Origin of the sequence: Streptacidiphilus jeojiense, assembly GCF_000719095.1 — a bacterium.
GTDB lineage: Bacteria > Actinomycetota > Actinomycetes > Streptomycetales > Streptomycetaceae > Streptacidiphilus > Streptacidiphilus jeojiensis.
In genome coordinates this window covers 176874-203192 of record NZ_JOEH01000026.1, presented here as the reverse complement: position 1 = coordinate 203192, position 26319 = coordinate 176874, and the positions used below count along the sequence as shown (strand labels likewise).

The 26319-nt window shown below is 71.4% G+C and carries 18 protein-coding genes; 6 read left to right on the top strand and 12 right to left on the bottom strand.

Annotation, left to right across the window (positions count from 1 at the left end; genetic code table 11):
• Positions 1–62 precede the first annotated feature (62 nt).
• The gene (locus tag IF29_RS0131120) at positions 63–959 is read left to right on the top strand and encodes an SDR family oxidoreductase (RefSeq protein ID WP_030261816.1); all 897 of its coding nucleotides are present in this window, start codon (positions 63–65) and stop codon (positions 957–959) included.
• A gap of 25 nt (positions 960–984) precedes the next feature.
• Here IF29_RS0131120 and IF29_RS0131115 read toward each other — a convergent pair whose 3' ends face one another.
• From IF29_RS0131115 to IF29_RS0131095, 5 genes are all read right to left on the bottom strand, one after another.
• Complete coding sequence (locus tag IF29_RS0131115) at positions 985–1605, bottom strand: L-threonylcarbamoyladenylate synthase (RefSeq protein WP_030261814.1); 621 nt, start codon at positions 1603–1605, stop codon at positions 985–987.
• Positions 1606–1640: 35 nt separating this feature from the next.
• A complete protein-coding gene (locus tag IF29_RS48635; protein WP_030261812.1) occupies positions 1641–4997 on the bottom strand; it encodes a glucodextranase DOMON-like domain-containing protein in 3357 nt (1118 codons plus the stop codon).
• A 160-nt stretch (positions 4998–5157) separates the two neighbouring features.
• Positions 5158–6672: a glycerol kinase GlpK gene (gene glpK / locus IF29_RS0131105; protein ID WP_030261810.1), complete on the bottom strand. Its 1515-nt coding sequence runs from the start codon at positions 6670–6672 to the stop codon at positions 5158–5160.
• A gap of 44 nt (positions 6673–6716) precedes the next feature.
• Entirely contained in the window at positions 6717–7517 is an 801-nt protein-coding gene (locus IF29_RS0131100) for an MIP/aquaporin family protein (protein WP_030261808.1), read from the bottom strand.
• 85 nt (positions 7518–7602) lie between these two features.
• On the bottom strand, positions 7603–9315 hold the full coding sequence (locus tag IF29_RS0131095; protein ID WP_030261806.1) for a glycerol-3-phosphate dehydrogenase/oxidase: 1713 nt from the start codon (positions 9313–9315) through the stop codon (positions 7603–7605).
• A gap of 221 nt (positions 9316–9536) precedes the next feature.
• On the opposite strand from IF29_RS0131095, the gene IF29_RS0131090 reads away from it, so the two are divergent.
• The gene (locus IF29_RS0131090; RefSeq protein WP_030261804.1) at positions 9537–10949 is read left to right on the top strand and encodes a S41 family peptidase; all 1413 of its coding nucleotides are present in this window, start codon (positions 9537–9539) and stop codon (positions 10947–10949) included.
• 179 nt (positions 10950–11128) lie between these two features.
• Entirely contained in the window at positions 11129–12520 is a 1392-nt protein-coding gene (locus IF29_RS0131085; protein WP_030261802.1) for a Cys-Gln thioester bond-forming surface protein, read from the top strand.
• A gap of 87 nt (positions 12521–12607) precedes the next feature.
• Here IF29_RS0131085 and IF29_RS0131080 read toward each other — a convergent pair whose 3' ends face one another.
• Together IF29_RS0131080 and IF29_RS0131075 are read right to left on the bottom strand one after the other, a co-directional pair.
• Positions 12608–13990 carry a sensor histidine kinase gene (locus tag IF29_RS0131080; protein ID WP_030261801.1) on the bottom strand — a complete coding sequence of 461 codons (1383 nt, stop codon included), beginning with the start codon at positions 13988–13990 and terminating at the stop codon, positions 12608–12610.
• Positions 13987–14709 carry a response regulator transcription factor gene (locus IF29_RS0131075; RefSeq protein ID WP_030261799.1) on the bottom strand — a complete coding sequence of 241 codons (723 nt, stop codon included), beginning with the start codon at positions 14707–14709 and terminating at the stop codon, positions 13987–13989. The genes IF29_RS0131080 and IF29_RS0131075 overlap by 4 nt, the downstream gene beginning before the upstream one ends.
• A 66-nt stretch (positions 14710–14775) precedes the next feature.
• Between IF29_RS0131075 and IF29_RS48035 the strand changes: the two genes are divergently transcribed.
• Positions 14776–15342, top strand: coding sequence for a hypothetical protein (locus tag IF29_RS48035; RefSeq protein ID WP_232242673.1), 567 nt, complete (start codon positions 14776–14778; stop codon positions 15340–15342).
• Positions 15343–15518: 176 nt separating this feature from the next.
• Positions 15519–16376 carry a CAP domain-containing protein gene (locus tag IF29_RS42515; protein ID WP_051726256.1) on the top strand — a complete coding sequence of 286 codons (858 nt, stop codon included), beginning with the start codon at positions 15519–15521 and terminating at the stop codon, positions 16374–16376.
• A 22-nt stretch (positions 16377–16398) separates the two neighbouring features.
• On the opposite strand, the gene IF29_RS0131060 is transcribed toward IF29_RS42515, so the two are convergent.
• The 5 genes from IF29_RS0131060 to IF29_RS0131040 all read right to left on the bottom strand — a co-directional run bounded on the left by IF29_RS0131060 (position 16399) and on the right by IF29_RS0131040 (position 23627).
• Positions 16399–16971, bottom strand: coding sequence for a dihydrofolate reductase family protein (locus IF29_RS0131060; protein WP_030261794.1), 573 nt, complete (start codon positions 16969–16971; stop codon positions 16399–16401).
• Positions 16972–17071: 100 nt separating this feature from the next.
• The gene (locus tag IF29_RS0131055) at positions 17072–19915 is read right to left on the bottom strand and encodes a fascin domain-containing protein (RefSeq protein WP_157624014.1); all 2844 of its coding nucleotides are present in this window, start codon (positions 19913–19915) and stop codon (positions 17072–17074) included.
• A 488-nt stretch (positions 19916–20403) separates the two neighbouring features.
• Positions 20404–21351 carry a carbohydrate ABC transporter permease gene (locus IF29_RS0131050; RefSeq protein WP_198037598.1) on the bottom strand — a complete coding sequence of 316 codons (948 nt, stop codon included), beginning with the start codon at positions 21349–21351 and terminating at the stop codon, positions 20404–20406.
• The gene (locus IF29_RS0131045; RefSeq protein ID WP_030261791.1) at positions 21348–22247 is read right to left on the bottom strand and encodes a carbohydrate ABC transporter permease; all 900 of its coding nucleotides are present in this window, start codon (positions 22245–22247) and stop codon (positions 21348–21350) included. The genes IF29_RS0131050 and IF29_RS0131045 overlap by 4 nt, the downstream gene beginning before the upstream one ends.
• Before the next feature lie 9 nt (positions 22248–22256).
• Positions 22257–23627 carry an ABC transporter substrate-binding protein gene (locus IF29_RS0131040; protein ID WP_030261790.1) on the bottom strand — a complete coding sequence of 457 codons (1371 nt, stop codon included), beginning with the start codon at positions 23625–23627 and terminating at the stop codon, positions 22257–22259.
• Between the two features lie 360 nt (positions 23628–23987).
• On the opposite strand from IF29_RS0131040, the gene IF29_RS0131035 reads away from it, so the two are divergent.
• The gene (locus IF29_RS0131035; protein ID WP_030261789.1) at positions 23988–26288 is read left to right on the top strand and encodes a beta-galactosidase; all 2301 of its coding nucleotides are present in this window, start codon (positions 23988–23990) and stop codon (positions 26286–26288) included.
• Positions 26289–26319: the final 31 nt, after the last annotated feature.

Below are 26319 nucleotides of genomic sequence, written 5' to 3'. Positions count from 1 at the left end.
GTCACTGACGTCAGTCACTGACATCGCTTTCGCAGGCCCGGCTTCTGAAGGAGATCTTCCACATGCACGTCTTCGTCACCGGAGCATCCGGGTGGATCGGTTCCGCCACCGTCGACGAGTTGCTCGCCGCAGGACACGAGGTGGTGGGGCTCGCCCGCTCCGACGCCTCCGCCGCCGCCATCGAGGCCAAGGGGGCCCGGGTCCGCCGCGGCGACCTGGACGACCTGGACGCCATCCGGCAGGGCGCCGAGAGCGCCGACGCCGTCATCCACCTCGCCAACAAGCACGACTTCGACAACCCCGCCGTCTCCAACCGGGCCGAACGCGCCGCCGTGCAGACGATCGCCGACGCCCTCAGCGGATCGGGCCGTCCGTTCCTGCTGGCCTCCGGCCTCGCCTTCCCGGCACCGGGCGGACCACTGACCGAGGAGGACCGGTCACCCGCCCACGGCCCGGACTCCCCGCGCGGCGGCAGCGAGAACCTCGCGCTGGAGTACGCCGACCGTGGTGTGAACACGGTGAGCGTGCGCTACGCCGCCACCGTGCACGGGGACGGCGACCACGGGTTCGTCGCGGCCCTGGTCGCCATCGCCCGCGCCAGGGGCGTCGCGGGCTACGTCGGCGACGGCGCCAACCGCTGGCCGGCGGTGCACCTGTCGGACGCCGCCCGGGTCACCCGGCTGGGACTGGAGAAGGCCCCGGCGGGAACGGTCCTGCACGCGGTCGGCGAGCAGGGGGTCCCCACCCGGGAGATGGCCGAGGCCATCGGACGGGGGCTGGGCCTCCCCGCGGCCTCGATCGCGCCGCAGGACGCGGCCGAGCACTTCGGCTGGATCAGCCGCTTCTACGCCCTGGACGTCCACGCCACCAGCGCCCGCACCCAGGAACTGCTCGGCTGGACCCCGAGCGGCCCGAGCCTGATCCAGGACCTGGACGCCGGCTACTACTTCCGGACCTGACCCGCCTGACCTGCCTGACGGACCCTCACTCGAACCGCGCGGTGTCGCCCGCTCCGCGCCGTACGATCTCGACCTCGTCACCGGAGAAGTCGATGACCGTGGTCGGCTCAGTACCGCAGTCACCCGAGTCCAGCACCGCGTCCACGACGTGGTCCAGCCGTTCCTTGATCTCCCAGCCCTGCGTCATCGGCTCCTCCTCCCCGGGGAGCAGCAGGGTGCTGGAGACCAGCGGCTCGCCCAGCTCGGCGAGCAGGGCCTGGGCGACCACGTGGTCGGGGATCCGCACCCCCACCGTCTTCTTCTTCGGGTGCAGCAGCTGCCGCGGCACCTCGGAGGTGGCCGGGAGGATGAAGGTGTAACTGCCGGGCGTCGCCGCCTTGATCGCCCGGAACACCTTGTTGTCGATGTGCACGAACTGCCCCAGCTGCGCGAAGTCGCGGCACACCAGGGTGAAGTGGTGGCGGTCGTCGAGCTCCCGGACGGTCCGGATCCGGCCGATGCCGTCGCGGTTGCCGAGCCGGCACCCCAGGGCGAAGCAGGAGTCCGTGGGGTACGCGACCAGCGAGCCGGACCGGACCAGGTCCGCCACGCTGCCGATGGTGCGCGGCTGCGGGTTCTCGGGGTGCACGTCGAAGTACTTGGCCATCCGCCGAGACTACGGGATCACGGGGCGTCAGGGCGTCAGGGCGCGGTCACGCCGTGCAGGGTGGGGGTGCCCAGGGTCGGGTCCAGTTCGCCGGCCTGGGAGGTGCCGGGCGGGGTGATCGTGTCCATCACCTTCGGCACGGAGCCGGGGTCGAGCGAGCAGATCGCCGCGGTGCCGCCGGCCGGGCAGACGCCGAAGCTGTAGGCGCCGGCGGTGACGGTGAACGCCCTGGCCTGGTCCGCGCTGTAGCCGTCCTGGCCGGCCAGCGCCAGGGTGAAGGTCCAGCCGCTGGTCGGGGTTCCGAAGGCGGACTCGGGCAGGGCGATGGTGATGGTGTCGGACAGCGTGGAGGCGACCACCGCGCTCGGGGTGCCGACCTGGTTCCCGTTCGCGTCGGCCCAGACCGGCGAGGCGAAGCCCTGCACCTCCAGGCGCTGGCTCCAGGCGTCCTCCGGGGCGATCGCGTAGTTGCGCGACGGGTACGCGGCAGCCGTGGACGTCGGGTTCCCGCTCGGCGTGTGGACGTAGATGTCGAGCAGTTGCGCGCCCATGGTGCTGCCGAAGGTCGGGGTGAGCGACTTCAGCGTGGTGCGCAGGTAGACGGTGCCGCCGCTGGTGATCACCTGGAAACGGGTGAGGTCGAAGGAGCCCGGGGTGAAGTCGGCGGCGGTCGGGTACTGGTAGCTGCCGGGCCCGTTGTCGTCGCCGGTGGGGTCGCTGGCGTCCAGGACGGTGGTGCCGCCGCTGACGTCGCCGAGCACGGCGGTGCGGGCGTAGCCGGTCGCGCCGGCGGGCGTGGTCGCGGCGACGGTGATGGTGTTGGTGCCGAAGCCGACGGCGACCGGGACGGAGAACGCGCCCTGGGCGTCGGCCCTGGTGGAGGCTGTGACGGCGGCGGCCGCGGTGTCGGTGTCGGCGGACTGGACGGTCACCTCGGCGTTCGGGGCGGTGCTGCCGGCCACCGTGGTGGTGGCGGACTCGACGGTGCTCCCGGCGGCGGGCGAGGTCAGCGTGACCGTGGTGGCGGCCGGGGCGCCGTGGGTGGCGTAGCGGGCCCTGGTGATCGCCGGCTGGTCCACCGTGCGGCCCTGGCCCAGGTCGGTGATCAGCCGCAGCTCCTGGGCCTGCGCCCAGGTCAGCGGGGAGGCGGAGCCCGCGGCCCGGCCGTCGCTGAAGCCGATGGACGCGGTGGTCGGGTCGCTGCCGTAGGGGGCGGCGGGCAGGTCCGGGTCCTCCCAGACCTGTTCGGGCACCAGGCCGATCCCGGAGGCGGACTTCATCATGAACGACAGCTCGGCGGCGGCGGTGGCCCGGTCGCCGGTGGCGATCGCCGACTCGGCCCGTTCGCCGGACAGTACCGGCCACAGGTGGCCGGTGCCGACGTCGGTGGTCGGCCAGGGCTGTCCGGCGGTGCTGCAGGAGGTCTGGCTGAGCGTGGTGGAGCAGTCGCCGTAGCCGTCCGCGCTGCCCCGGGCGGCGTCGTCGCCGTAGCGGTAGTAGCCGGTGCCGGTGGGGGTGGCCACTGAGATCTGCTGGTCCAGGACCTTCAGCGAGTTGGTGAACGCCGGGTCGGTGGCGGGCAGTTCGCCGAGGCGGACCAGTTCCTGGAAGCCGCCGTCGATGACCGTGCGCTGGTCCAGGGTGGGTCCGCCGTTGCCGAGGTTGTAGCTGGTGGCGGCGTTCGGGTCGCCGGTCTTGGAGAGCCGGATGAAGTAGGGCGAGCTGCTGTCGGGCCCGCTGCCGGTCACCGTCCAGCTCTTGACGCTGCGTTGGAACTGGTCGGCGGTGGCCTGGTAGATCCGGGCGTCGGCGTGGTCGCCGTTGCGGTCGGCGATGGCGGAGGCGGCGGAGAGTCCGGCGATCTCGGCGGCGATGGTGGAGGGCGAGTAGCCGGACTGCTCCTCCCAGCGCTCCACGCCGTAGGACGGGCCGTGCGCGACCAGGTAGTCGGCGGCGGGCTTGATGTGCTGCTGCCACAGGGCGGTGTCGCCGCCCAGGCCGGAGAGGTAGGCCATCAGGATCGGGTAGGCGGTCTCGTCCAGCTGGTCGCCGCCGGTGTCGGGCGCGGCCTTGCCGTTGACCAGGGAGTTGCGTGGGATCTCGCCGCCGGGCAGCTGCTGGCGGTCGAACAGGAAGGTGGTGGCGTCGCGGGCGGTGGCGGTGTCGCCGTCGGCCATCAGCCCGGTGAACGCCTCGTAGAGGTCGCGGCCGAAGACCTCGCGGTAGGAGCCGAAGTAGACCGGCTTGCCGCCGACCAGGGCGCTGCCGTCCACGGACTGGCCCCAGGGCGAGGCCAGCGAGGCGACGACCGCGCCGGGGAAGGTCTTGTCCTCGCTCGCCTTCAGCACATTGGCGTCCAGGTAGTAGCTGGAGCGCACCTGGGCGGCGGGCAGACCGGGCAGCGAGGCCGGGGGCTGCTTCAGGGTCCGGTCGTAGGCCTGCCAGCCGCGGGTGTAGCCGGCCTCGGTCTGCGCGAACGGGGCCCGCAGCGACGCGGCGGCGGTGCCGGTGGCCTGGGCCAGTGTGCGGCCGAAGCCCAGCGCCAGGGTGACCTCGCCGCCGTGACGGGGGGTCACCTCCTGGATGCTGGTGATGTGGCCGTCGGGCGCGGAGCTGTCGGCGGAGATCAGCCGGTGGTCCGTGTCGAGCTGGGTCAGTCCGTCGCTCGCGGTGCCGGCGTAGCCGACCTCGGCGGCGCCGCCGCTGGTGGCGGCCAGGTCCAGGTAGGTGGGCACGGCGTAGTCGCGGTTGGCGGCCTGACTGACGGTGCCGGTGTCGTAGACGACCGGGGTGCCGGTGGCCGCGTCCACCACGCCGGTGTCCGCTCCCCCGTTCTGGGTTCCGCCGCCGCCGTTGCCGTTGACGTGCGCGTCCAGCCGGGCGTAGACGTGCAGCCGGCCCAGGTCGGTGCGGCTGCCGGGGACGGCGGAGAGCCGGGTGCGCATGACCACGCTGTCGCGGGCCGGGTCGGTGACGTAGGTGGTGGTCAGCCGGAAGCCGTGCCCGGCGTCGGTGGAGGTGACGGTGCAGGCCATGCCGGTGGAATCGGCCTGCACGGTGTAGGTCATGTCGCGGGTCTGCAGGTCGGTGAAGGTCGACCCGTCGGTGACGGCGTACTGCAGCGTGCCGACGTTCGTGTTGTCCACGGTGGGCTCGTAGACGTCCGACAGGACGCCGTCGGCCACGGTGTACCAGACCTTGGACCCGCTGTTCCGTGCGGTGCCCAGGCAGTCCTTGCGGGCCAGGTCGAAGGTGGACGCGGTGCCGTGGGCCGGAGCCTGGGCGGTGTCGGCGGCGCCGACGGTCGCGGCGGCGGTTCCGGTTCCGGTGCCGAGCAGGGCGAGGGCGGCGGCCGTGGCGGCGGCGGCCAGCCTGCGCGTGGATCCGGTCATGGTTCCCCCGAGGCTCGCCTTGCAGGGAGTGGTGCGAAACACCTGAAGCTACTCCGCAGCCACTGGGGCGTAAAGACGCGGCGCAGCGCTGCCGGCAGGCCGCGGCCCCTGCCACCGCTGGGCGGCAAGGGCCGGACTCCGGCAGCATGGTGACGCTGTGTCAGCTGACGTCGACCCAGTTGAGGGTGCGTTCGATGGCGCGCTTCCAGCCGGTGTAGCCGGCCTCGCGGGTGGCCTGGTCCCACTGCGGGTCCCAGCGCTGGTCCTGGTTCCAGTTGGCCTTCAGCTCCTCGGTGTCCCGCCAGAAGCCGACGGCCAGGCCGGCGGCGTAGGCGGCGCCCAGTGCGGTGGTCTCGGCGACCTTGGGCCGGATCACCGGGACCCCCAGCACGTCGGCCTGGGTCTGCATGCACAGCTTGTTCTCGGTCACCCCGCCGTCGACCTTGAGCACCTCCAGCCGCACTCCGGAGTCGTTGGTCATGGCCTCGACCACGTCCCGGCTCTGGTAGCAGATGGCCTCCAGGGTGGCCCGGGCGATGTGCGCGTCGTTGTGGAAGCGGGCCAGGCCGACGATGGCGCCGCGCGCGTCCGAGCGCCAGTAGGGGGCGAAGAGCCCGGAGAAGGCGGGCACGAAGTACACCCCGGCCGAGTCGTCGACGCGGCGGGCCAGGGTCTCGCTCTCGGCGGCGTTGCCGATGATGTGCAGCTGGTCGCGCAGCCACTGCACGGCCGATCCGGTCACCGCGATGGACCCCTCCAGGGCGTAGACCGGGGGCTGTCCGGCGAACTGGTAGGCCAGCGTGGTGAGCAGGCCGTGCTGGGAGCGCACCGGCTCGCTCCCGGTGTTCAGCAGCATGAAGTTGCCGGTGCCGTAGGTGTTCTTGGCCTCGCCCGGGGCGAAGCAGACCTGTCCGACGGTGGCGGCGTGCTGGTCGCCGAGGATGCCGCTGATCGGGATGCCGGCCAGCGGGCTGACGTCCGGCGACTGTCCGTAGCCGTCGGGGGCGTTGGACGCCTGGATGGTGGGGAGCATGGCGCGAGGGATGCCGAAGAACGACAGCAGTTCGTCGTCCCAGTCCAGGGTGCGCAGGTCCATCAGCATGGTACGCGAGGCGTTGGTGACGTCGGTGATGTGCACGCCGCCGCGGACGCCTCCGGTGAGGTTCCACAGGACCCAGGTGTCCACCGTGCCGAAGACGGCGTCGCCGCGTTCGGCGTCCTGGCGGACGCCGTCGACGTTCTCCAGGATCCACTGGATCTTCCCGGCGGCGAAGTAGGTGGCCGGCGGCAGTCCGGCCTTGGCGCGGATCACCTCGCCCTTGCCCTCGCGCTCCAGGGCGCTGGCGATGCGGTCGGTTCGGGTGTCCTGCCAGACGATGGCGTTGTAGTAGGGGCGGCCGGTGCGGCGGTTCCACACCACCGTGGTCTCCCGCTGGTTGGTGATGCCCAGCGCTGCGATGTCGCCCGCGGCCAGGTGGGAGCGGTTCAGCCCGGTGGCGACGACCGACCGGGTGCGTTCCCAGATCTCGACCGGGTTGTGCTCGACCCAGCCCGACCTGGGCAGGATCTGCTCGTGTTCCATCTGCTGGCGGGCGACCTCGTTCCCGGAATGATCGAAGATCATGAACCGGGTGCTGGTCGTGCCCTGGTCGATCGCGGCGACGTAGTCCGCCATGGCGGCAACCCTCCACAGGTGACGGCAAGTTGGGTGCGGTGCGGTTATGCTTCCTCGTCGGCCAGGACCCGTCCGGCCTGCAGCTCCTGGCTGGGCAGGAAGGGCGCGATCAGGAACCGGTACAGGCCGGCCCCCAGCAGGCCGCCGATCAACGGTCCGACGATGGGGACCCAGAAGTACAGATCCCCGTACTGGTCGCGCCAGGCGCCTCCGTAGCCGGTGATGAAACTGGCCAGGCGCGGGCCGAAGTCGCGGGCCGGGTTGATGGCGTATCCGGCGTCGGTGCCGAAGGCCAGGCCGATGGCCACGACCAGCAGTCCGGTGATGAAGGCCCCCATGTTGGCCTTGGGGGCGGTGTTGAGCACATCCGTCAGCGCCATGATGACCAGCAGCAGGATGGCGGTGCCGATGATCTGGTCGCGCAGCGCGCCCCACTGGCTGACCGGGAAGGTCCCGTTGCCGGGGAGGGTGGAGAACACCCCCTGGGTCTTCAGCGTGTGGCCGGGGTCGGCCTTGGCCAGGACCTCGGTGTAGTTCCAGCGCACCAGCAGCGCGGCGGTGAACGCGCCCGCGGTCTGGGCCAGGGTGTAGGGGGCGACCTTGGCCCAGGAGAAGCCGCGGAACGCGGCCAGGGCGACGGTGACGGCCGGGTTGAGGTGCGCGCCGGACAGTCGTGCGGCGACGTACACGCCCAGGGTCACCCCCAGGCCCCAGGCCCAGGCGATGCTGTCGTGCCCGCCCAGGCCGGCCGCGACGACCTGGGCCACCACGCCCACGCCGAAGAGGATCAGGATCATCGTCCCGACGAATTCGGCCAGGAGTTCACCGAGCAGTTGTCGGGGCATTCGGCGGGACGCGCCGGCTACGGGCCGGCTGCCGGACTGGGCCGCTGAGGCCATGGTCGACTCCTTGGTTCAGGGCGGAGGTGCCTCAGTGCAGGGGGGCGATGTCGGGGGCGCCGAGACGGGCCGCGTCGGCCGTGCGGTCGTCGGGCTGCTGCTGGGCGTCGCGCTCGGCCGCCACCCGCTCGCGGTAGTGCTCGATCTCGTCGCGGACCTGCTCCTCGCTCCAGCCCAGGGGGCCCGCCATCAGCTGCGCGGCCCGCTCGGCGGCGGCCAGGCCGCGGTCCCAGGACTCGACCGAGGCCCGGGTCCGCCGGGTGAGCAGGTCGTCCAGGTGGCGTGCGCCCTCGTGGGTGGCCGCGTACACCGCTTCGGCCTCCAGGTAGTCGTCCGCGCCCGCCAGCGGCGTTCCCAGCGAGGGGTCCTGACGGAGGATGTCCAGCACCTCGCCGACCATCGAGCCGTAGCGGTTGAGCAGGTGCTCGATGCGGGCGACGTGCAGCCCGGCCTCGTCGGCCAGGCCCTGGCGGCGGTTCCACAGCGCGCGGTAGCCGTCCGCGCCGACCAGCGGCACGTCCTCGGTGACCGACGCGGGGGCGGCACGGTCCAGGGTGCGCACGGCCTCGTCGACCGCGTCCTTGGCCATCACCCGGTAGGTGGTGTACTTGCCGCCGGCCACCACCACCAGACCGGGCACCGGGTGCCCGACCAGGTGCTCGCGGGAGAGCTTGCTGGTCTCGGCCGCGTCCCCGGACAGCAGCGGCCGCAGCCCGGCGTAGACGCCCTCGACGTCGTCGTGCGTCAGCGGGGTGGCCAGCACCTCGTTGACGTGACCCAGCAGGTAGTCGATGTCGCGGGAGCTGACCGCGGGGTGCTGCTTGTCCAGGTCCCAGTCGGTGTCGGTGGTGCCGATCAGCCAGTGCCGTCCCCAGGGGATGACGAACAGCACGCTCTTCTCGGTGCGCAGGATCAGGCCGGACTTGGAGTTGACCCGGTCCCGGGGCACCAGGATGTGCACGCCCTTGGAGGCGCGGACGTGGAACTGGCCGCGGGTGTCCGCCAGCGCCTGGGTGTCGTCGGTCCACACCCCGGTCGCGTTGATGACCTGCTTGGCCCGGATCTCGAACCTCCGGTCCGACTCCAGGTCGTGCACCAGCGCCCCGGTCACCCGTTCGCCCTGGCGCAGGAAGCCCTCGACCCGGGTCCGGTTGGCCACCTTCGCCCCGTAGGAGGCGGCCGTCCGAATGATCGTCATGGTGTGCCTGGCGTCGTCGACCTGGGCGTCCCAGTACTGGATCGCCCCCACCAGCGAGTCCGACTTCAGCGCCGGGACCTCGCGCAGCGCCCCGTGCCGGGTCAGGTGCCGGTGGTGCGGAAGGCCGCGGGCGTTGCCGGAGGTGGTCCCCAGGGTGTCGTACAGCAGCACTCCGGCGCCCACGTAGGGCCGCTCCCACACCCGGTGCTTGAGCGGGTACAGGAACTTCACCGGGTGCACCAGGTGCGGGGCGAGCCGCTGGAGCAGCAGGCCCCGTTCCTTCAGCGCCTCCTGGACCAGCCGGAAGTCGAGCATCTCCAGGTAGCGGAGCCCCCCGTGGATCAGCTTGCTGGAACGGCTGGAGGTGCCGCTGGCCCAGTCCCGGGCCTCCACCAGCGCCACGCTGAGCCCGCGGGTGACCGCGTCCAGCGCGCACCCGGCCCCCACCACGCCGCCGCCCACCACCAGGACGTCGAACTCGCTGGTATCCGCCATCGCGCCCAACGCGTCCTCGCGGGCCTGCGGCGACAACGCAACCGGTCTCATCAACCTGCTCCTCGCATGGGGCGACAATGACGCTGCTGCCATCCGAACAGGCCATCGGCGGGAGCGCATCCGCAGGCACCCCTGCCACGACCGGTCGGGTTAACCCCCCGGCGGACCGGCGGGACAGCCCGATGGCCGGTCCGGCCCGGTGATCGCAAGGATGGAACCCAGGAGACCGTCGTCCCCGCAGCGCGGGGACCGTACGAGGGGACCGTTCCGCCATGCCACAGCTGACCTGCGCCCGGACCGTCACGGCCGCGCTGGCACTGCTGATCGCCGGTGCCTTCCTGCCCGCGGCGAACGCCTCGGCCGGGACCGGAGCGCCGCCCGCCGCATCGGGGGTCTGGCAGGTGGACGGGTACGGCACCGACGTGGTGATCGGCGCCGGCCTGCTGCAGGAGTACCAGACCACCACCGTCAGCTGCCTGCCGGGAGTCTCGGCCCGGCCGACCGGGCGGCCCGCGGCCGGCTCGACGGTCTGGACCGACGACGAGGGACAGGTCTACCGGTTCCGGCCCGGGTCGGCACCGGACCGTGCCGTGCTGCACCTCGACGGCTCGGCCGGAGACCTGCGGCTGCGGCGGATCGGCGCGCTGCCGTCCGGCTGCGGCGCCGCCGCGGCAGCGGACCCGGTGCGGGTCTTCGACGTGTTCTGGGCGACCTTCGCGGAGAACTACCCCTTCTTCGCCGCCAAGGGGGTCGACTGGCAGTCCGTCAGGGCGCACTACCGTCCCCTGGTGCACGCAGGCATGGGCGACGCGGCACTGTTCGCGGTGCTACGGGACATGGTGGCGCCGCTCCATGACGCCCATGTCTCCCTGGACGCGGGCCGGGTCGGCCGTTTCGCGGCGGGCCGACCCGGGACCGTGCCGCCCGGACCCGAGCTCGACCAGCAGGTCAAGGACTACATCCGGCGCACCGACCTCGGCGGCCTGCCGTTCCACGAGTACGCCCGCGGCCGGATCAGCTGGGCCGATCTGCCGAACGGTCAGGGCTACCTGCGGATCTCCGGATTCGGCGGCTACACCCCGGACCCCGACGACCCCTACGCCGGCAACAGCGCCGTCCTCGAGAGCACACTGGACACCGTGCTCACCCCGGCCCGGACCCGGCGGCTGCACGGACTGATCATCGACCTGCGCGTCAACGGCGGCGGTTCGGACGCCCTGGGGCTGCAGATCGCCGCCCGGCTGACCGACCGTCCGTACCTCGCCTACGCCAAGCGGGCCCGCAACCAGCCGCAGGACCCGACCCGGTTCACCACGCCCCAGCCGATCGAGGTACGGCCGGCCGACTCCGTCACCCACTACACCGGACCGGTCGCGGTGCTCACCGGCGGTTCCACCGTCAGCGCCGGCGAGACCTTCACCCAGGCCCTGATGGGACGTCCCGGCGGGGCCCTGCGCATCGGACAGCCGACCCAGGGCGTGTTCTCCGACGTGCTGGACCGGCAGCTGCCCAACGGCTGGTCCTTCGGCCTGCCCAACGAGGAGTTCCTCACCGCCGCGGGGACCACGTTCGACGGCCGCGGCATTCCGCCGCAGCTCACCGAACCGGTCTTCACCCCGGCCGAGTTCGCGCAGGGACGGGACTCCGCCTTCGCCGCCGCAGAGGCAGCCCTCAGCGGGCTCTGACATACCCCTCAGTAGACTCTGGGACAGCCCACAGCCGGAAATGCCACCCCTTGGTCATCAAAGCGGATGAATCCCACTAGTATGCACATGCCAAGGGGGGTAGCCGATCTGCTGCTGCGTCAGCGGGCTGGCCGGAAGTCGATGCCACGGTGCCCCTGGAACCATCGAAAGGGCGAGGCATGTTCGGAATACCACAGCGGGGAGCGGTGCGGATCGGCGCCGCCCTGCTGGCGACGGGGGCGTTCGCGGCGGGCGCGCTGACCACGGCGACAAGTGCGGCAGCGGACCAGAACGGCAGCGCGGTCGCCACGCTCGGCAACGTGCTGCACGGCCAGAGCGTGCACATCCCCGGTGAAGGGCAGGGCGCCGCAGGGACGGTGGCGCTCACGGAGGACGGGCAGGCCCTGGAGGTCTACTGCATCGACCTCTACCACGGCACCAGTGCCGGGGTGAAGTACCAGGAGACCGGCTGGGACCAGTCCGTGCTCTCCGACAACCCGGACCGCGGCAAGATCCAGTGGATCCTGCAGCACAGCTACCCGGTGCTCTCCGCGTCGGCCCTGGCGCAGGAGGCGGGCGTAGGCAGCCTGAGCCAGGACGAGGCGGCGGCCGCGACCCAGATCGCGATCTGGCACTTCTCCGACAAGACCGACGCGACCAGCAACGACGCCACCACCACGGCGGTCGCCGGCTGGCTGGAGCAGAACGCCACCGACGTCTCCGAGCCGGCCCCCTCGCTGGCCCTCTCGCCGGCGTCGGTCGCCGGAAAGAGCGGCGACAAGCTGGGACCGATCACGGTGACCACCAACGCCAAGTCGGTCGGCCTCAAGCTCACCGCGCCCAGCGGTGTGCAGCTCGTCGACGGCAACGGCCAGGCCGTGACCAGCGCGGGCAACAACGACAAGCTCTACGTGAAGGTGCCGGCGGGCACCGACGCCGGCACCGCGCAGCTCAGCGCCTCGGCCACGACCAGCCTTCCGGTCGGTCGCGCGTTCAAGGCGCTGCGCGGCGACAGCCAGACGATGATCCTCGCCGGGACCGCCCCGGTGCAGGTCAACGCCTCGGCCGCGGCGCAGTGGGCGCCCCAGGGCGCGGTTCCGGCGGCGAACGCCACCGAGGACTGCAAGCAGGGCGGCGTCGACGTCACCGTGACCAACGGTGGCGACCAGCCGTGGACCGCGCAGGTCAACGGCAAGTCGGTCACCGTCGCGGCCGGGGCCGGCCAGAGCGTGTTCGTCCCGGTCAAGGAGGGTGACACCTACAGCATCACGGTCACCGGTCCGAACGGCTTCAGCAAGACCTTCACCGGCGCGCTGAAGTGCCGGCCCACCGGTGGCGGGACGGCGAGCAGCAGCTCGACCCCGTCGGCCGGGGCTTCGGCCTCGGCGTCCGGCTCCACCCCCGCCTCGGGTGCGGCGGCCCCGTCGCCCTCCGCCAGCGGCGGCCTGGCCGAGACCGGTGCCAGCAGCAGCACCCCGGTGATCGCCGGTGTCGGCGCGGCGCTCCTGGTCCTGGGCGGCGGCGTGGTGTTCTTCCTGCGCAGGCAGCGCGGCGGCGCCCACGCGGGCTGACGCCCCGCCAGGAGGGGGTGTGCACGGCCGAACCGGCTGTGCACACCCCCTCTTTGCCGTCCGCCGGTGCGGTGACGGGTCTGTTGCTCAGGCGTGCGACCGGCGGGCGCGCCCGCGCCGCCGGTTCAGTGATCCGCGGCCCGGCGGCGCCGCGAGTCCGAAGGTGACCGAGACCTGCGCGCCGCCCATCGGGCTGCGCCCGATCTCGACCGTCCCGCGCGTCGCCGCGGCGGCCCTGCGGGCGATGTCCAGGCCGAGGCCGGTGGAGGCCGGACCGGTGGCGGCCGCGCTCACGCCGCGCACCAGCGCGTCGTCGGGGTCCGGGATGCCAGGGCCGGCGTCCTCGACGGTGAGCTGAACCACCTGGGCCGCGCGGACCAGCCGCACCGCGAAGTCAGTGCCCGGGTCCGTGTGCCGGAACACATTGCCGACCAGTGCGTCCACCACGGCTGCGAACTCGTCCTCGGGCAGGTCGATCGGAGCCTGCTCGGCGGTCACCTCGACCAGGCAGCGGCGGTCCTGCTGCTCGGCCAGCGTGGCCCAGAACCCGCCCCGGCGGCGGACCACCTCCGGGGCCGGGCAGCTGACCGCCGCATCCTGCTCGGGCCGGCCGGCGCCCGTCCCCCGTCCCAGCGCCAGCGGGGTCCGCGCGGTGGTGATGACGACATGCAGCTCCGACTCCAGCTGGGCGACGGCCGCGGTGATCCTGGCCGAGTCCGGGGTGGGCGCCATCCGCTCGGTCGCCAGGTGCAGGGCGGTCAGCGGGGTCCGCATCCGGTGCGACAGGTCGGCGACCAACTCCCGCTCCACTGCCAGCAGTTCGCCGATCCGCTCGACCATGGCGTTGAACGCCTGACCGGCCTCGTAGAGTTCGGGCGGTCCCATCGGGTCCACCCGGGTGCCCAGGTCGCCCCGGCCCAGGGCGTGGGCGGCGCGGGACAGCCCGCGCGAGGACTTCACCACCCGGGAGGCCAGCCGGTCGGAGACCACGACCGAGCCCAGTACCAGGCCCAGCGCGAGCACCGCCATCACCGACAGCGAGGCGGTGACCCCCCGGTCCAGGGCGTCCTTGGGGACGAACTCCTGCACCACCGCCACCCGTCGCTGCCCCAGCAGCACCGGCTGCAGGTAGACCCAGCCGCCGTCGGGGAGGTTCTGCGCCAGCGTCTCGCCCTGCTGCTGCGCCTGCTGCAGCAGGGCGGCGGGCGCGTGACCGGTGCCGATCGCCTGGCCGCCGGGCAGTTGGACGCTCAGCCGCCCGGTCGGGTCGATCCCGAGGACGACCTGGCGCAGCTGGTTCGGGTCGGCGGTCAGCGCCAGCACCGGAGCGAGCGCGGCGGCGCGCTGCTCGGCGGCGGTGACCGCCCGGTTCCGTGCCTCGGTGCGCACCAGCAGGGCCAGCGGTATCAGGAAGGACAGCGCCACCATCGAGGTGACGGCCAGGGCGACCCCGGCGAGCGTGCGCCTCACCTGGGCGTCACCAGCTTGATGCCGACCCCGCGCAGGGTGCGCAGCAGGCCCGGGGCCGCGGCGCTCTCGCCGAGCTTGCGCCGCAGCGAGGACAGGTGCACGTCGATGGTCTGGTCCTCGACATAGGGCTCACGCCACACCTCGGCCAGGATGCGCCGCTTGGAGACCACCAGGTCGGCGTTGGCGGCGAGGAACGACAGCAGGTCGAACTCCCGCCGGGTGAGCGGGACTTCGTGTCCGTGCAGGTGGACGGCGCGGGAGCCGGGGTCGATGTGCAGCGGGCCGATGGCGACGGGTTCGCGGAGCAGGCCCGGGGCGTCCTGGAGGGCGCCGGAGCGCGCCTCCGGGTCGGGGCCCCGGCCCGAGCGCCGCAGCACCGCGGCCAGCCGGGCCAGCAGCTGGCCCGCCGAGAAGGGTTTGACCAGGTAGTCGTCGGCGCCGGCGTCGAGCAGCCGGATGATCTCGGCGTCGTCGTCCCTGGCCGTCACGATCAGTACCGGCACCTGGGAGATGCCGCGGATCATGCGGAGCGCGTCGCTGCCGTCGAGGTCGGGCAGGCCCAGGTCCAGGATCACCGCGTCCAGCGGGCCCCGGGTCACCTCGCGCAGCCCGCCGAACCCGTCGGCCGCGCTGCGCACCGCGTGCCCGCCACCGGCCAGGACGTCGATCAGCTCGGCACGTATACCGGGGTCGTCTTCCACGACGAGGACACTGGCCATGGCGGACACCGTAGCCGATCGACAGTGACGGGACGGGAAGCCGGCGGGGAGCGGCATGATGGGGCCGTGTCCCGGTTCCTTCGCTTCTTCGTCGTCTGGCTGTGCTGCACCGCGCTCACCGCCACCGCCGTCTTCCTGACGGTGCGTTTCGTCCTCGGATCCACCGCGCCGCTGCCGCCCGGCACCGCCGGGGTGACCACCGTGCTGGCGCTGGCCACGCCGATCCCGGGATCGCCGAGCGCCACCGGGACGGGTACGCCGTCCTCCACTCCGGACGCCTCGCCCTCGGTCCCGCGACCCAAGCCCTCCCCCTCGGCCACGACCGCCTCGCAGCCGCCCCCGCAGCCGCGGCACTCCTCGGCGCCCCCGCCCGGGCATCCGTCCTCCGCGGACTGCAGCGGCGGAGCCGGGACGCACAGTTTCTCCTCCGCCGGGGGGCAGGTGGTGGTCCGGTTCGGGGCGGACGCGGTCTGCCTGGTCTCCGCCGTACCGGCGCTGGGCTTCACCACCAGCACCGCGCAGTCCTCGCCCGGCACCCTGACCGTCACCTTCAGCGGCGGGCACCACCGTTCCGAGCTCACCGCCAGTCTGCAGCCCCAGGCGCAGGAGGTCACCCGCGAGGTGTCCTGGTGACGATCACAACGGCGATCACGATGGCGATCATGACGGCGGCGGGGCTGAGGGCAGCATGGGGCCTTCCTTAGCGCAACATGAAGTTGCCGCTCACCCCTGCTACGGGCGCCGGGAGCCGCCTAGGGTCGTGCCGCCGGACCGCTCCGGCGAACGACCCCGACCACGAGGTGCCGCTGATGAGCCCGTCCCGCCATTCGTCCTCCCGCCATGCCGCCTCGGGGCAGCACCGGGCCAAGCGCCGGCCGCGACTGCGGCTGGCGGTGACGGGTGCGGCGGCTCTCGCCGTGGTCGGCGGCGGCACCGCGTTCGCCTGCCTGGGCGTGCCGCATGCGTCACCGGCGGCCGGCACCACGGCGCGGGCACTGGACCACCTGGGCGCCAAGGGCCAGGCGGTCACGGCCACCGCAGGTCCGACCCGGAACAGCAGCGCCCGGTCCACCGTCTCGGCCGCGGCCCGCCGGGGCAAGCCCGTACCGAGCCGCAGCGCGACCCCCAAGCCCAAGCCGAGCCCGGACGCGCATCCGACCGCCCCGGCGTCCTCCGCACCCTCCTCCGCACCGGCCTCCGCGTCCGCACCGGCGACGACGGCCTCCGCAACCGGGACGACCAGCAGCGACGCCGTCCAGCAGGTGCTCGCCCTGATCAACAAGAGCCGTGCGGCGCAGGGCCTGGCCCCGTACACCCTGGACTCCGGGCTGAACGCGAGCGCAGCCGCGCACAACTCGGTGATGGCGTCCGGCTGCGGCCTCTCCCACCAGTGCCCCGGCGAGGCGGCCTTCGGCGACCGCGAGATCGCCGCCGGGGTGCACTGGACCTCGGCCGGCGAGAACATCGGCGAGGGCGGCGGCGTGGCGGACACCGCAGCGGCCGAGGCCACCAGCGCGGTCGGCCTCACCCAGATGATGCTGGACGAGCAGCCACCGGACGACGGGCACCGCAAGAACATCCTCAGCAGCAGCTTCACCCGGGTCGGCATAGCCGTCCTGCGCGACGCCAACGGCACGGTATGGCTCACCCAGGACTTCGCCAACTGACCCGCACCGGCGGGCCGGAGGGTCAGCTCCGGGCGCCGTGCCGCACGCGGTAGCGGAGGTAGACGAGGTCGGAGACGGTGCGGCTCTCCACCAGCTCCAGGTCTACCCGGCGCTCGCTCTGCGGGAAGTACGGAACCCCGCCGCCGACGAGCACCGGGTAGACCCTGGCCCGGTACTCGTCGATCAGCCCCGCCTCGGCGGCCTCGGCGGCGAGGGCCGCACCGCCGATCGCGATGTTGCCCTCCCCCGGCTCGGCGCGCAGCCGCTCGATCTCCTCCGCCAGGCCGCCGGAGAGCAGCCGGGCGTTGCCCTGCACCTCCGTCAGCGTGGTGGAGAACACCACCTTCGGCAGCGGATTCCAGATCGCCGCCCAGGTGAGCATCGACTCGTCCGCCGCCGGATCCTGGTCCGCGGTCTCCCAGTAGAGCATCGTCTCGTAGAGCCGACGCCCCATCAGGTGGACGCCGACCCCACGGATCTCGTCGGTGACGAAGCGGAAGACCTCCTCGTCCGGCGCCGACCAGTCGAACCGGCCGTCCGGCCCGATGATGTAGCCGTCCAGTGAGACGCCCATCGAGTAGGTCACACTGCGCATCAGAAGTCCTCCTAGGTAACGGTTCCGACACTACGACTGCCGACCGTCGCAGGACTCATCGCGACTCGCGGAATTTCTCGATCCGGCCGAAGTCCCACCGTCAGTCCAGGATCAGGTCGAACTCCTCCCAGGGGCCGATGGCGGTGCGGTTGGCGATCAGCGGGGAGGCGCCGGCGTTCTCGGCGGTGACGATTTCGTTGTTGGCCAGGGAGCGCAGGCTGATGCTGCCGTCGGAGTTGTGGATGAGATTGAACGTCTCCCAGGTTCCGACGGCCGTTCGGTTGGCGATCAGCGGGGAGGCGCCGGCGTTGTCCGCGCACACGTACTCGTTGTTCACGTGGGAGCGCAGCGCGATGTTGCCGTTGCCCTCGTCGATCTCGTCGAACTGCTCCCAGGTGCCGATCGCGGTGTTCTTGGCGAGGAGCGGTGCGGCGCCGGCGTTGTCGGCGGTGACGATCAGTCCGTTGGCGTGCGCCCGCAGGCTGATCACCGGGCTGGTGGTGGTCGCCCGGTCCAGTCCGATGCTGACGTTGCCCAGGTGCTTGGCGGCCGTGGCCGGGCTGCCGCTGACGGAGGCGAACGGGAGCGAGGTGGTCGGCGACGCGGTCGGCTCGACCAGGTAGGACTTGCCGTTCTGGGTCTGGAAGGTGAAGGTCGCGTTGGTCTGCGAGGCCAGCACGGTCGCACCGGTGGAGCCGTCCACCACGGTGACGGCCTGGCCCGGCCACGGGCTGCGCATGGTGACCGGTGCGTTGCCGCCGGAGACGATCGCGACGGTGCTCGCGGTGCCGTTGCTCACCTGCACGTCGACCTTGGTGTTGTGCTGGATGTAGACGGTGCCTTCGCCGGTCCAGTCCGTCGGCCAGGCCGGGGCGATGCGCAGCAGCCCGTCGTAGTCCTGGACCAGGGCCTCGCTGACGGCCGCTGCCAGCACTCCTGACTGTTCGATGTAGGGCTCCGAGGCGGCGCTGCCGGTGAAACTGGCCAGGCCGGACGGGTAGGCCTGGTAGGACTTGGTCGCGGCCAGCAGGTCGTTCTTGACCTCGCCGGAGAGACCGAGGCGGGCGGCGTCGAGGGCGTCGTTGGACCAGTCGTTGCCGTTGACGTAGCTGCGCGAGGTGTAGGTCCGCTTGGCCAGGGCGGTCAGCGTCCCGTTGTCGCCGATCAGGTTGTAGGGCCAGACCGCCTCCAGGCCCAGGTTCTCGCTGTTGTGCCGGGTCGCGGTGGGCTGGGTGGACAGGCCGATCATGTCGCTGCCGCCCGCGTCGGACGACGCGGTGAGCAGCTGGGTCTGGGTTCCGGTGTCGGTGCGCGGCAGCTGCGGGATCTTCGGGATGGCCGCGTTGAGCTGGGTGACCAGGGCGGAGTCGACGCCGAGGGTCTGCGCCGCCTTCACCGCCACCGGGAACAGCGCCTGCATGGCGACGATGTCCGTGGTCGGGTCGGTGACGTTCCACTGGGTCTCGTGGGCGTTGGCCTGGGTGTGCAGCAGTCCGTCCGAGCCGGTGGTGGCGGCCGAGAGCAGGAACCGGGCCGAGCCGCTGATCAGCGGATAGTCGTTGCTGAGCAGCGAGAGGTTGTCGGTGGCCAGGTACTCCTGCCAGACCCAGAGCGCGATCTCGGCGCCGCTGGTGAAGGTCAGCGAGTTGTAGCTGGGGGCGATGGTGGAGTCGCAGGACGCGTTGCTCTCGCCGCCGCTGTAGTAGCCGTTGCCGTTGAAGCGCATCGTCTCGGGGACGCAGAGCCCCTGCTTGCCGGGCACCTTGGACGACGTCCAGGAGGTGATGGCGTTGACGTTGCTCTCGTAGAGGTTCAGCACCGGATCGTTGAGGCTCGACTCGCCGGCCGACAGGTTGGCCTGGACCTGCATCCTCAGGTTCCAGAACCAGTAGCCGGCCGGGAACCAGTCCTGGTGGTCCTGGGAGAAGTTGAACAGGTCGGCGACGCCGGCCTGGGATCCGGGCACGGACCCGCCGCGTTCGGCCGCGGCGTCGTAGAGGTAGAGGGTGCGCAGGTTCTCCACGTACTCGCCGGAGCCGTCGGCCGAGGAGATCTTGATCAGCCCGGCGGTGCTCCAGTAGGTGTGCCACCAGGACAGGTGAGGCGTGGTCAGGGCGGAGGCCGCCTTGGTGGTGTCGCCGTTGATCACCGAGTTGGCGGTGCCGAGGGCGTCGCCGCCGGTCCAGGCGGGGGCGGCGACGATCACCCGGAAGCTGCCGTCGGTGTTGGGGTTGAAGGAGACCTGCGCGGTCAGCGAGTCGGGGTCGGAGGCCGAGACATTGCGGCCGCCGGCGCTCACGCCGGCCAGCGAGCCGAAGGTCTGTCCGGACGCGCCCTGGCCGCTGTTGTCGACCCAGGTCTCGGCGAGGGTGGCCGTGGCGCCGGAGGCCTGGGCCGAGGGGGAACGGCCGCTCCACAGCTTGACCTGCGCGGTCTGCGTGCTGTTCGGGTCGGCGCCGGTGACGTCGACCACCAACTGCGCGGTGTCGGCGCGGACGTAGGCGGTCAGCGTCATGCCGCCGCCGGACTCGTGCAGCATCCCGTCGTAGGGGTCGAGGTAGCCGCTGAAGTCGGCGGCGCCGGTGAGCCTGGACAGTCCGGGGATGACCAGCTGTCCCGGGGACTTGCGGTCGGGGAAGGTGTCGGACCGGTTCAGCTGGGCGGTGAAGCCGTTGGCCGCCCACACGGCCGCTCCCAGGGTGCCGTTGCCCAGCGGGACGAACTGGGTGGGGCTGGTGTTCGCCTTGCCCAGCACGATGTCCGAGCGGCGGACGACATTGGCGGTGTCGAGGGAGAACCCCCCGTTCTGCCACGCGGTCGTGCTGGTGGCAGCCCTGGCGGCCGCGCCCGGGAACAGCAGCCCGAGCCCCGGTAGGACCAGGGAGAGCAGCAGCGCCGTCAGCACGCGGGCGCGTGGACGGCGCGGTGATCGCGCTGGGGACATTCGATCCTCCTTCGGCGCGCCGGTGCGGCGCACACAGCAACGACGGGCGGCACCCTCCGCTACGCGCAACAGCGGCGAAACATCGGAGGACAAGACATGAGACTCGGGCTCTTCTGACGGCTTGTCAAGGCCTCGACACAACGACTCCACCGGGAGCACGGCCGTTGCGGCGCACCAGGCCTGACCCGACGTCATGATCTGCGCCGCATGGAACCGGATGCTGCCCAGCTCAGCGCTGCTGACCTCCGGTTTCGTAACTGACTCAGCAGATGTTCCGGTCACCGGACCACCGTGCGCGGGATGCTCCAGCGACACCGGTGGCATCCGGAACAGCGCACCGCTCGACGCTCCGACGACGCCCGGTCGGGCGAACCCGGCGCCCGATCCCCCACTCAGCCGGCGCAAAGGTCCGATGAATCATCAGGCCCTGGCAGGGGAAGCACTTCGCCCCGCCGACACACCGGTCGGCGGGGCGAAGCAGCCGGATCTCACTCCTCCGCCGCCACCACCGTGGCGGGCGCATTGCCCACCCCGGCCGTACCGGTGGCCGCGCCGCCGGCGACGCCCTCCACCAGGTAGCGCTGCAGCAGGGCGAAGACCACCAGGATCGGCGCGGCCACGATCATCGTGGCCGCGGCGATCAGCGGCCACTGGCTGCCGTGCTCGCCGAAGAAGCTGTACAGGCCGCGGGTCACCGGCCACAGATCGGAGTCGGTGAGCATGATCAGCGGCAGGATCAGGTTGTTCCAGGAGGCCACGAAGCCGAACACGGCGAAGGTCGCCAGCGCCGGCTTCATCTGCGGGATGATGATGGTGAAGATGAAGCGGACGTAGCCGCAGCCGTCCATCGCCGCCGCCTCGTCCAACTCCCGTGGGATGGTCTTGATGTAGCCCACGAAGAAGAAGAACCCGGCGCCTGCCAGCGAGGTGAGGGTCAGATAGCCCAGCCGGTTGTCGTACAGGCCGAGCTTCTGTGCCTCGATGAACAGCGGGATCAGCCCCGCCGGCAGGAAGCCGGAGAAGACGAAGAACGCGTACAGCACGTTGGAGTGCCGGAACCAGCCCCGGGAGATCGGGAAGGCCAGGAACACCCCGAGGACCAGCGTGATGACGTCCGGGACCACCGCGTAGATCAGCGAGTTGACCATCTCGGTGGCGAAGTCGCCCTGCGTCCAGGCGGCGGAGAAGTTGCTCAGCGTCCAGTGCTTGGGCAGCCCGGTCGGGTCCTGCAGGAAGTCCAGGTTGTCCTTGAACGACTGCAGCAGCAGGTACACCAACGGCAGGGCGAAGAAGCCCGCCGAGACCACGAAGCAGAACAGCTGGACGCCGGTCAGCCGCAGGCCCCGGACCACCCCGCGGCGGCGGGAGGCGCGTTGCGGGTCGACTGCCACGGCCGGATCGGTCTGCCGGTGCAGCCGTGTGCTGAGGGCACTCACAGCGCCACCTCCCGTCGGCGCAGGCGCCACAGCAGCACGCCGCCGATGGCCGCGGTGAAGACGAACTGCACCATGGCGAGCGTGGAGCCGAGCCCGAGGTCGGGGTTGACGCCGAAGGCCGAGTTGAACATGAACATCCCGATGGTCTGGGTCTTGTACTGGCCCTGGGTCATCACCAGGATCAGCGCGTACTCGCCCAGGCTGCCGATCGCGGTGAGGAAGACGTTCACCGTGGTGGCGGGGGCCAGCATGGGCCAGGTGATCTTGGTGAAGCGGCGGATCGGACCGCAGCCGTCCAGCGACGCGGCCTCGTACAGCTCCAGCGGGATGCGCCTCAGTCCGGCGATGTAGACCAGCATCGTGTAGCCGGAGAACATCCACACGTTGACCAGCACGATCAGCCAGATCGAGACGGAGGCGTCACCGAGGAAGGCGCTGGAGCCGCCGGTGAGCGAGTGCAGGATCTGCTCCGCCGGACCGCTGCTCGGGTCGAGCAGCAGCGAGAAGAGCACGCCGACGATGGTCACCGAGAAGATCTGCGGCATGAAGATCAGCGCCCGGTACAGCCCGTAGCCGAAGCGGCGGCGCTGCAGCAGCAGGGCCAGGCCGAGGCCGACCCCGATCTGCAGCACCGTCACCCCGGCGGTGTACTTCAGCGTCGCCACGACGGCGTCGGAGACCTGCGAGTAGTTGCTGGTGAACAGGTTGCGGTAGTTGCACAGCCCGCAGTAGTTCATCGGGGTGCCGGGCACTCCGGAGTACTCGGTGAGCGAGTAGTAGACGGTGGCCAGCGACGGGTAGAGCCCGAAGGTGAGCCAGCCGACGGAGGGCACCAGGATGGAGAGCCAGGGGATCCAGCGCCTGGTCCTCCTGGTGCCGAAGGGACTGGTGGACACGGCACGCCCCTACTTCTTGACGGCGGCGGTGTACGCCTTGGCGGAGTCGTCCAGTGCCGCGAGCAGGTCCTTGGAGCCGAAGGGCTTGGTCTCGGTCAGCGTCGGGCCGCCGGCCGGGTTGCCGGTGCCGACGTTCGCCGGCAGCCAGGGCAGCGTGGTGCCCGGGAAGCCCTTGGACGCGTTGGTCTGCAGCCAGTCGGTCCACTTGAGCGTGGGGGTGGGCACAGCGGTCTGGGTGGACAGCGAACCGGTGGCCTTCACCCAGGCCTCGTAGTTGGTCTGCTGGGTGAAGAAGTCCAGGTACTTCAGCGCCAGGTCCTGGTGCTTGGACCAGGTCGGCACCGTCCAGGCGAGGTCGGGGGCCAGGTCGGCGCGGTTCCAGGCGGCGTTGTCGGTGCCGGGGATGGCCATCATGCCGAAGTTCAGCGCCGGGTTGTCGGCGGCGATGGTGTTGCCGTCGAAGGAGCCGTCCACGAAGAAGGGGTAGTCGTCGGTCTTGGCCGACCAGGTGCCGGGGGCGCTGGCGAAGGAGACACCGCCCGCGTTCGGCTCGATGTACTGCATGATCTGCTCGTAGCGGTTGGCGGCGTCCTGGTACAGCGCGCTGTTCCAGTTCTGGGTGCCGTTCAGGAAGGCGTTGTCCTTGGCCATGAAGACGCTGGTGGCCTCGGAGGCCGGCTTGTCCTGCATCATCAGCTGGTTGTAGATGCCCATCCAGACGATGTTCTGGATGCCGTCCTTGCCCGCCACGTAGAGCGGGGTCAGGCCCTTGGACTTGAGCGTCTTCAGGTCGCTGATGAACTCGTCGAAGGTGGTCGGCACCGACAGGCCGTACTTGGCCAGCAGGTCCTTCTTGTAGAACATGCCGGAGTTGTTGACGTACTCGGCCATGGTGACGCCGTAGATGCCGTCCTTGTAGCCCATCGCGAACTTCTGCGTGGTGCTGTCGAAGCGCGACATGAAGGACTGCTTGCTCAGGTCGAGCAGCTGGCCGCTGGAGATCAGCGCCGGGGTGCCGCCGACGGTGACGCCGGAGCCGGCCGGCGCGTACTTCTCCGGCGACTGCGCGAACTGGGCCAGCACGTCCACGCCCTTGGAGGCCTCCAGCGAGGACTGCAGGGCGGGCCAGGCTCCCGCGGTGGTCGGCGCGGTCTCCAGCTTGATCTTGACGCCGGGGTTGGCCTTCTCGAAGGCGGCGTCGATGGCCTGGGTTTCCTGTACGGCGGCGGCGTTGGTCCATTCGGCGACCACCAGGGTGGTGGACGAGCTGCTGCTGCCGCTGCCGCCTCCGCAGGCGGTGAGCCCGGTGGCGGCGAGAGCCGCGGCTGCGGTCGCGGCCAGCACGCGGGACGGGCGGATGGTGCGGTTTCTGTCGGCCATGTCTGGTTCCTCTGCGAGAGAGACGAGGGACGCGATGTGGCCGACGGGGAAGCCCCGGAGATTGATCCGAAGCATGTGACCGATTGTTTGCCGCGTCAAGACCGTCTGCACGGAGAATTCTGACGGTTCGCCAAGAGACTTTTCTTACGGAAGAGTGGTGGAAACCCCGTTACCCGCACATCGACGGTGGCATCTGCGCAGGTCGCCTCATGGAGAAACGGGACGGCGGCAGGTTTTCCGGCCGAACTGTTGCCTTCGTAACACTCTTGGTTTTCCATAGCCCTTGCCGCCGACGGGGCGCCCTGGAGAAGCACGGCCCGTCGAACCCCACCCGTCCACCCACCCGGAAGGGCTCTGCCGATGCTGCGCACATCGAAACCCTCGAAACGCAGAACGGTCCCATTCCTCGCCGCGACCGCGGCCTTCGCCGCCGCGACGGCCTGCATGGTCTCCCCGGCCGGCGCTGCAACCGGCTCGGCGACCGGCGCAACGGCCGGATCCGCCGCCGGCGCGGCCAAACTGTGGTCCACCCAGCTCCAGTTCGACGACCACGGCACGCCCTGGTCGGTGGCGCAGTTCCAGGCCATCAGGGCCAAGGGGATGAACAGCGTCGAGATCAACATGCCGTGGAACCAGATCGAGCCCAGCCGCGGCACCTTCGACTTCAGCGAGCTGGACACCGAGCTCGCCAACGCGGCCGCGGCCGGCATCCGGATCGTCCCGATCTTCTGGCAGGCCGGCTGGGGCGGCAGCCCCGCGGCCTGGATCACCGGCACCGAGACCACCAGCACCGGCGGCACCGGCATCGCCCCGCCCTGGTGGGACCTGACCCAGCAGCAGGACTACTTCGACTACGTCACCAGCACCGTCGCGCACATCACCGCCAACCCCGGCTACGGCGGCGCCATCCTCAACTACGGCCGCCTGGACGCCCAGTGGAGCGACAACGGCGACGGCGGCTGGGCCCAGGCCGACATCGACTACTTCCACCAGCACTGGCTGCCGCAGACGTACCGCACCGTCGCGCGCTTCAACACCGCCAACGGCACCGCCTACACCTCCTTCGACCAGGTGCCGGCCGCCACCCCCGGGCAGCCGCTGGCCGGCGTCTACCAGGACTTCCGCCAGTGGAGCGTGCTGGACACCTACGACCGGCTCACCGCCGCCGTGCGCAAGGTCAGCTCCGGGACGCTGTACTACTACTTCGGCGGCCACATCTCCAACGCGCCCGACATCGGCAACCTGCCCGACATCTTCTTCGACCTGGCCCGCAAGTACGACGTCACCGTCGTCGAGGACGCCGCCCAGTCACCCGGCCTCACCCTGACCTTCGGCAGCCTGGCCAACGCCTACCACGTCAAGCTGGCCCAGGAGTGGACCGCGCCGGACGAGACCGAGATGCCCGCCCAGGCCGTGCAGTGGATCTCCAACTACGGCATGGGGCTGCCCTACGGCGGCGGCGAGGACTTCTTCATCCACGACGGCACCTCCAAGGACGTCATCGCCTACCCGATCTACACCGCCGCGCTGGCGCAGCTGCAGAGCCTCAAGGGCTCCTACCCGCAGCAGCCGGTCGCCGTCTACTTCGACTACTCCAAGGCCTGGGGCAACCCGGCCGGCGGCAGCCTCAACAGCGTGGAGAACGAGATCACCGCGCTGTGGTCGCGCCACCAGAGCGGCTTCGCCGTGGTCACCAGCGACGAGGTCAAGAACCACGCGGTGGACCTGCGGAAGTTCCGCGCGGTGCTCCCGCTCAACGGCACCGACGCCAATGTGACCGCCTACCAGAACTCCGGCGGCACCGTGCTGACCAGCGGCGACCAGCTCACCAGCTACGCCCCGGCTTACGCCGACCTGAGCAGCGCGCACGCCCTGCAGATCGTGCCCACCACCGCGGCCGACCACCGCAGCGCGCAGCTGGTGCTGGCCGAGATCAACCCCTACTTCGGCTACGACGGCGCGGTGGTGCTGCACCCGGCCGGGCTGAACCTCGCCTCCGGCCGCTACCACGCGGTGGACGCGGTCACTGGCAAGGCGCTGCCGCAGGTCCCGCAGCAGGACGGCGGCGCCTGCGTGCCGCTGACCCTCGGCACGGCCACGCTCGGCGAGTGGAAGCTGGTGCCGGGCCCCGCCCCGGCCGGCACCCCGGTGCCCGCCGGCTGCTCCACCAGCGCGGGCGGCGCCACCACCATCGGCGCCACCGTGGGCAGCAACGACGGTTCGTCAGGGGTCATCTTCCAGAGCGTCGGCGCGACCGGCGCGGGCGCGGACGGCAACCTGACGGTCACCAGTATCGGCGGCCAGAGCGCGTACCAGACCTGGACCACCGCCCAGACCGGGGTCGGCTCCGCCAACGCCTACCTCCAGCTGGACCCGGGCAGCGCGGTGGCCCGCGCGTCCACGGTCACCCTCACGGTGACCTACTGGTCGCAGGCCGGACAGGGCTTCACCGCCCAGTACGACGCCACCGGCAGCCCGTACCAGAACGGGCCCACGGTCACCGGCAGCGGCACCGGCAGCTGGCAGACCGCGACGGTGACCCTCACCGGCGCGCAGTTCGACGAGGCCCAGAACCTCCAGGCCGACCTGCGCCTGGCCGCGACCGACCCCGGCCTGCCGCTGTACATCCACAGCGTCCAGCTGTCCACCGGCGCCCAGTGAGCTGCAACGGCGCCGTCCGCAACTAGCATGA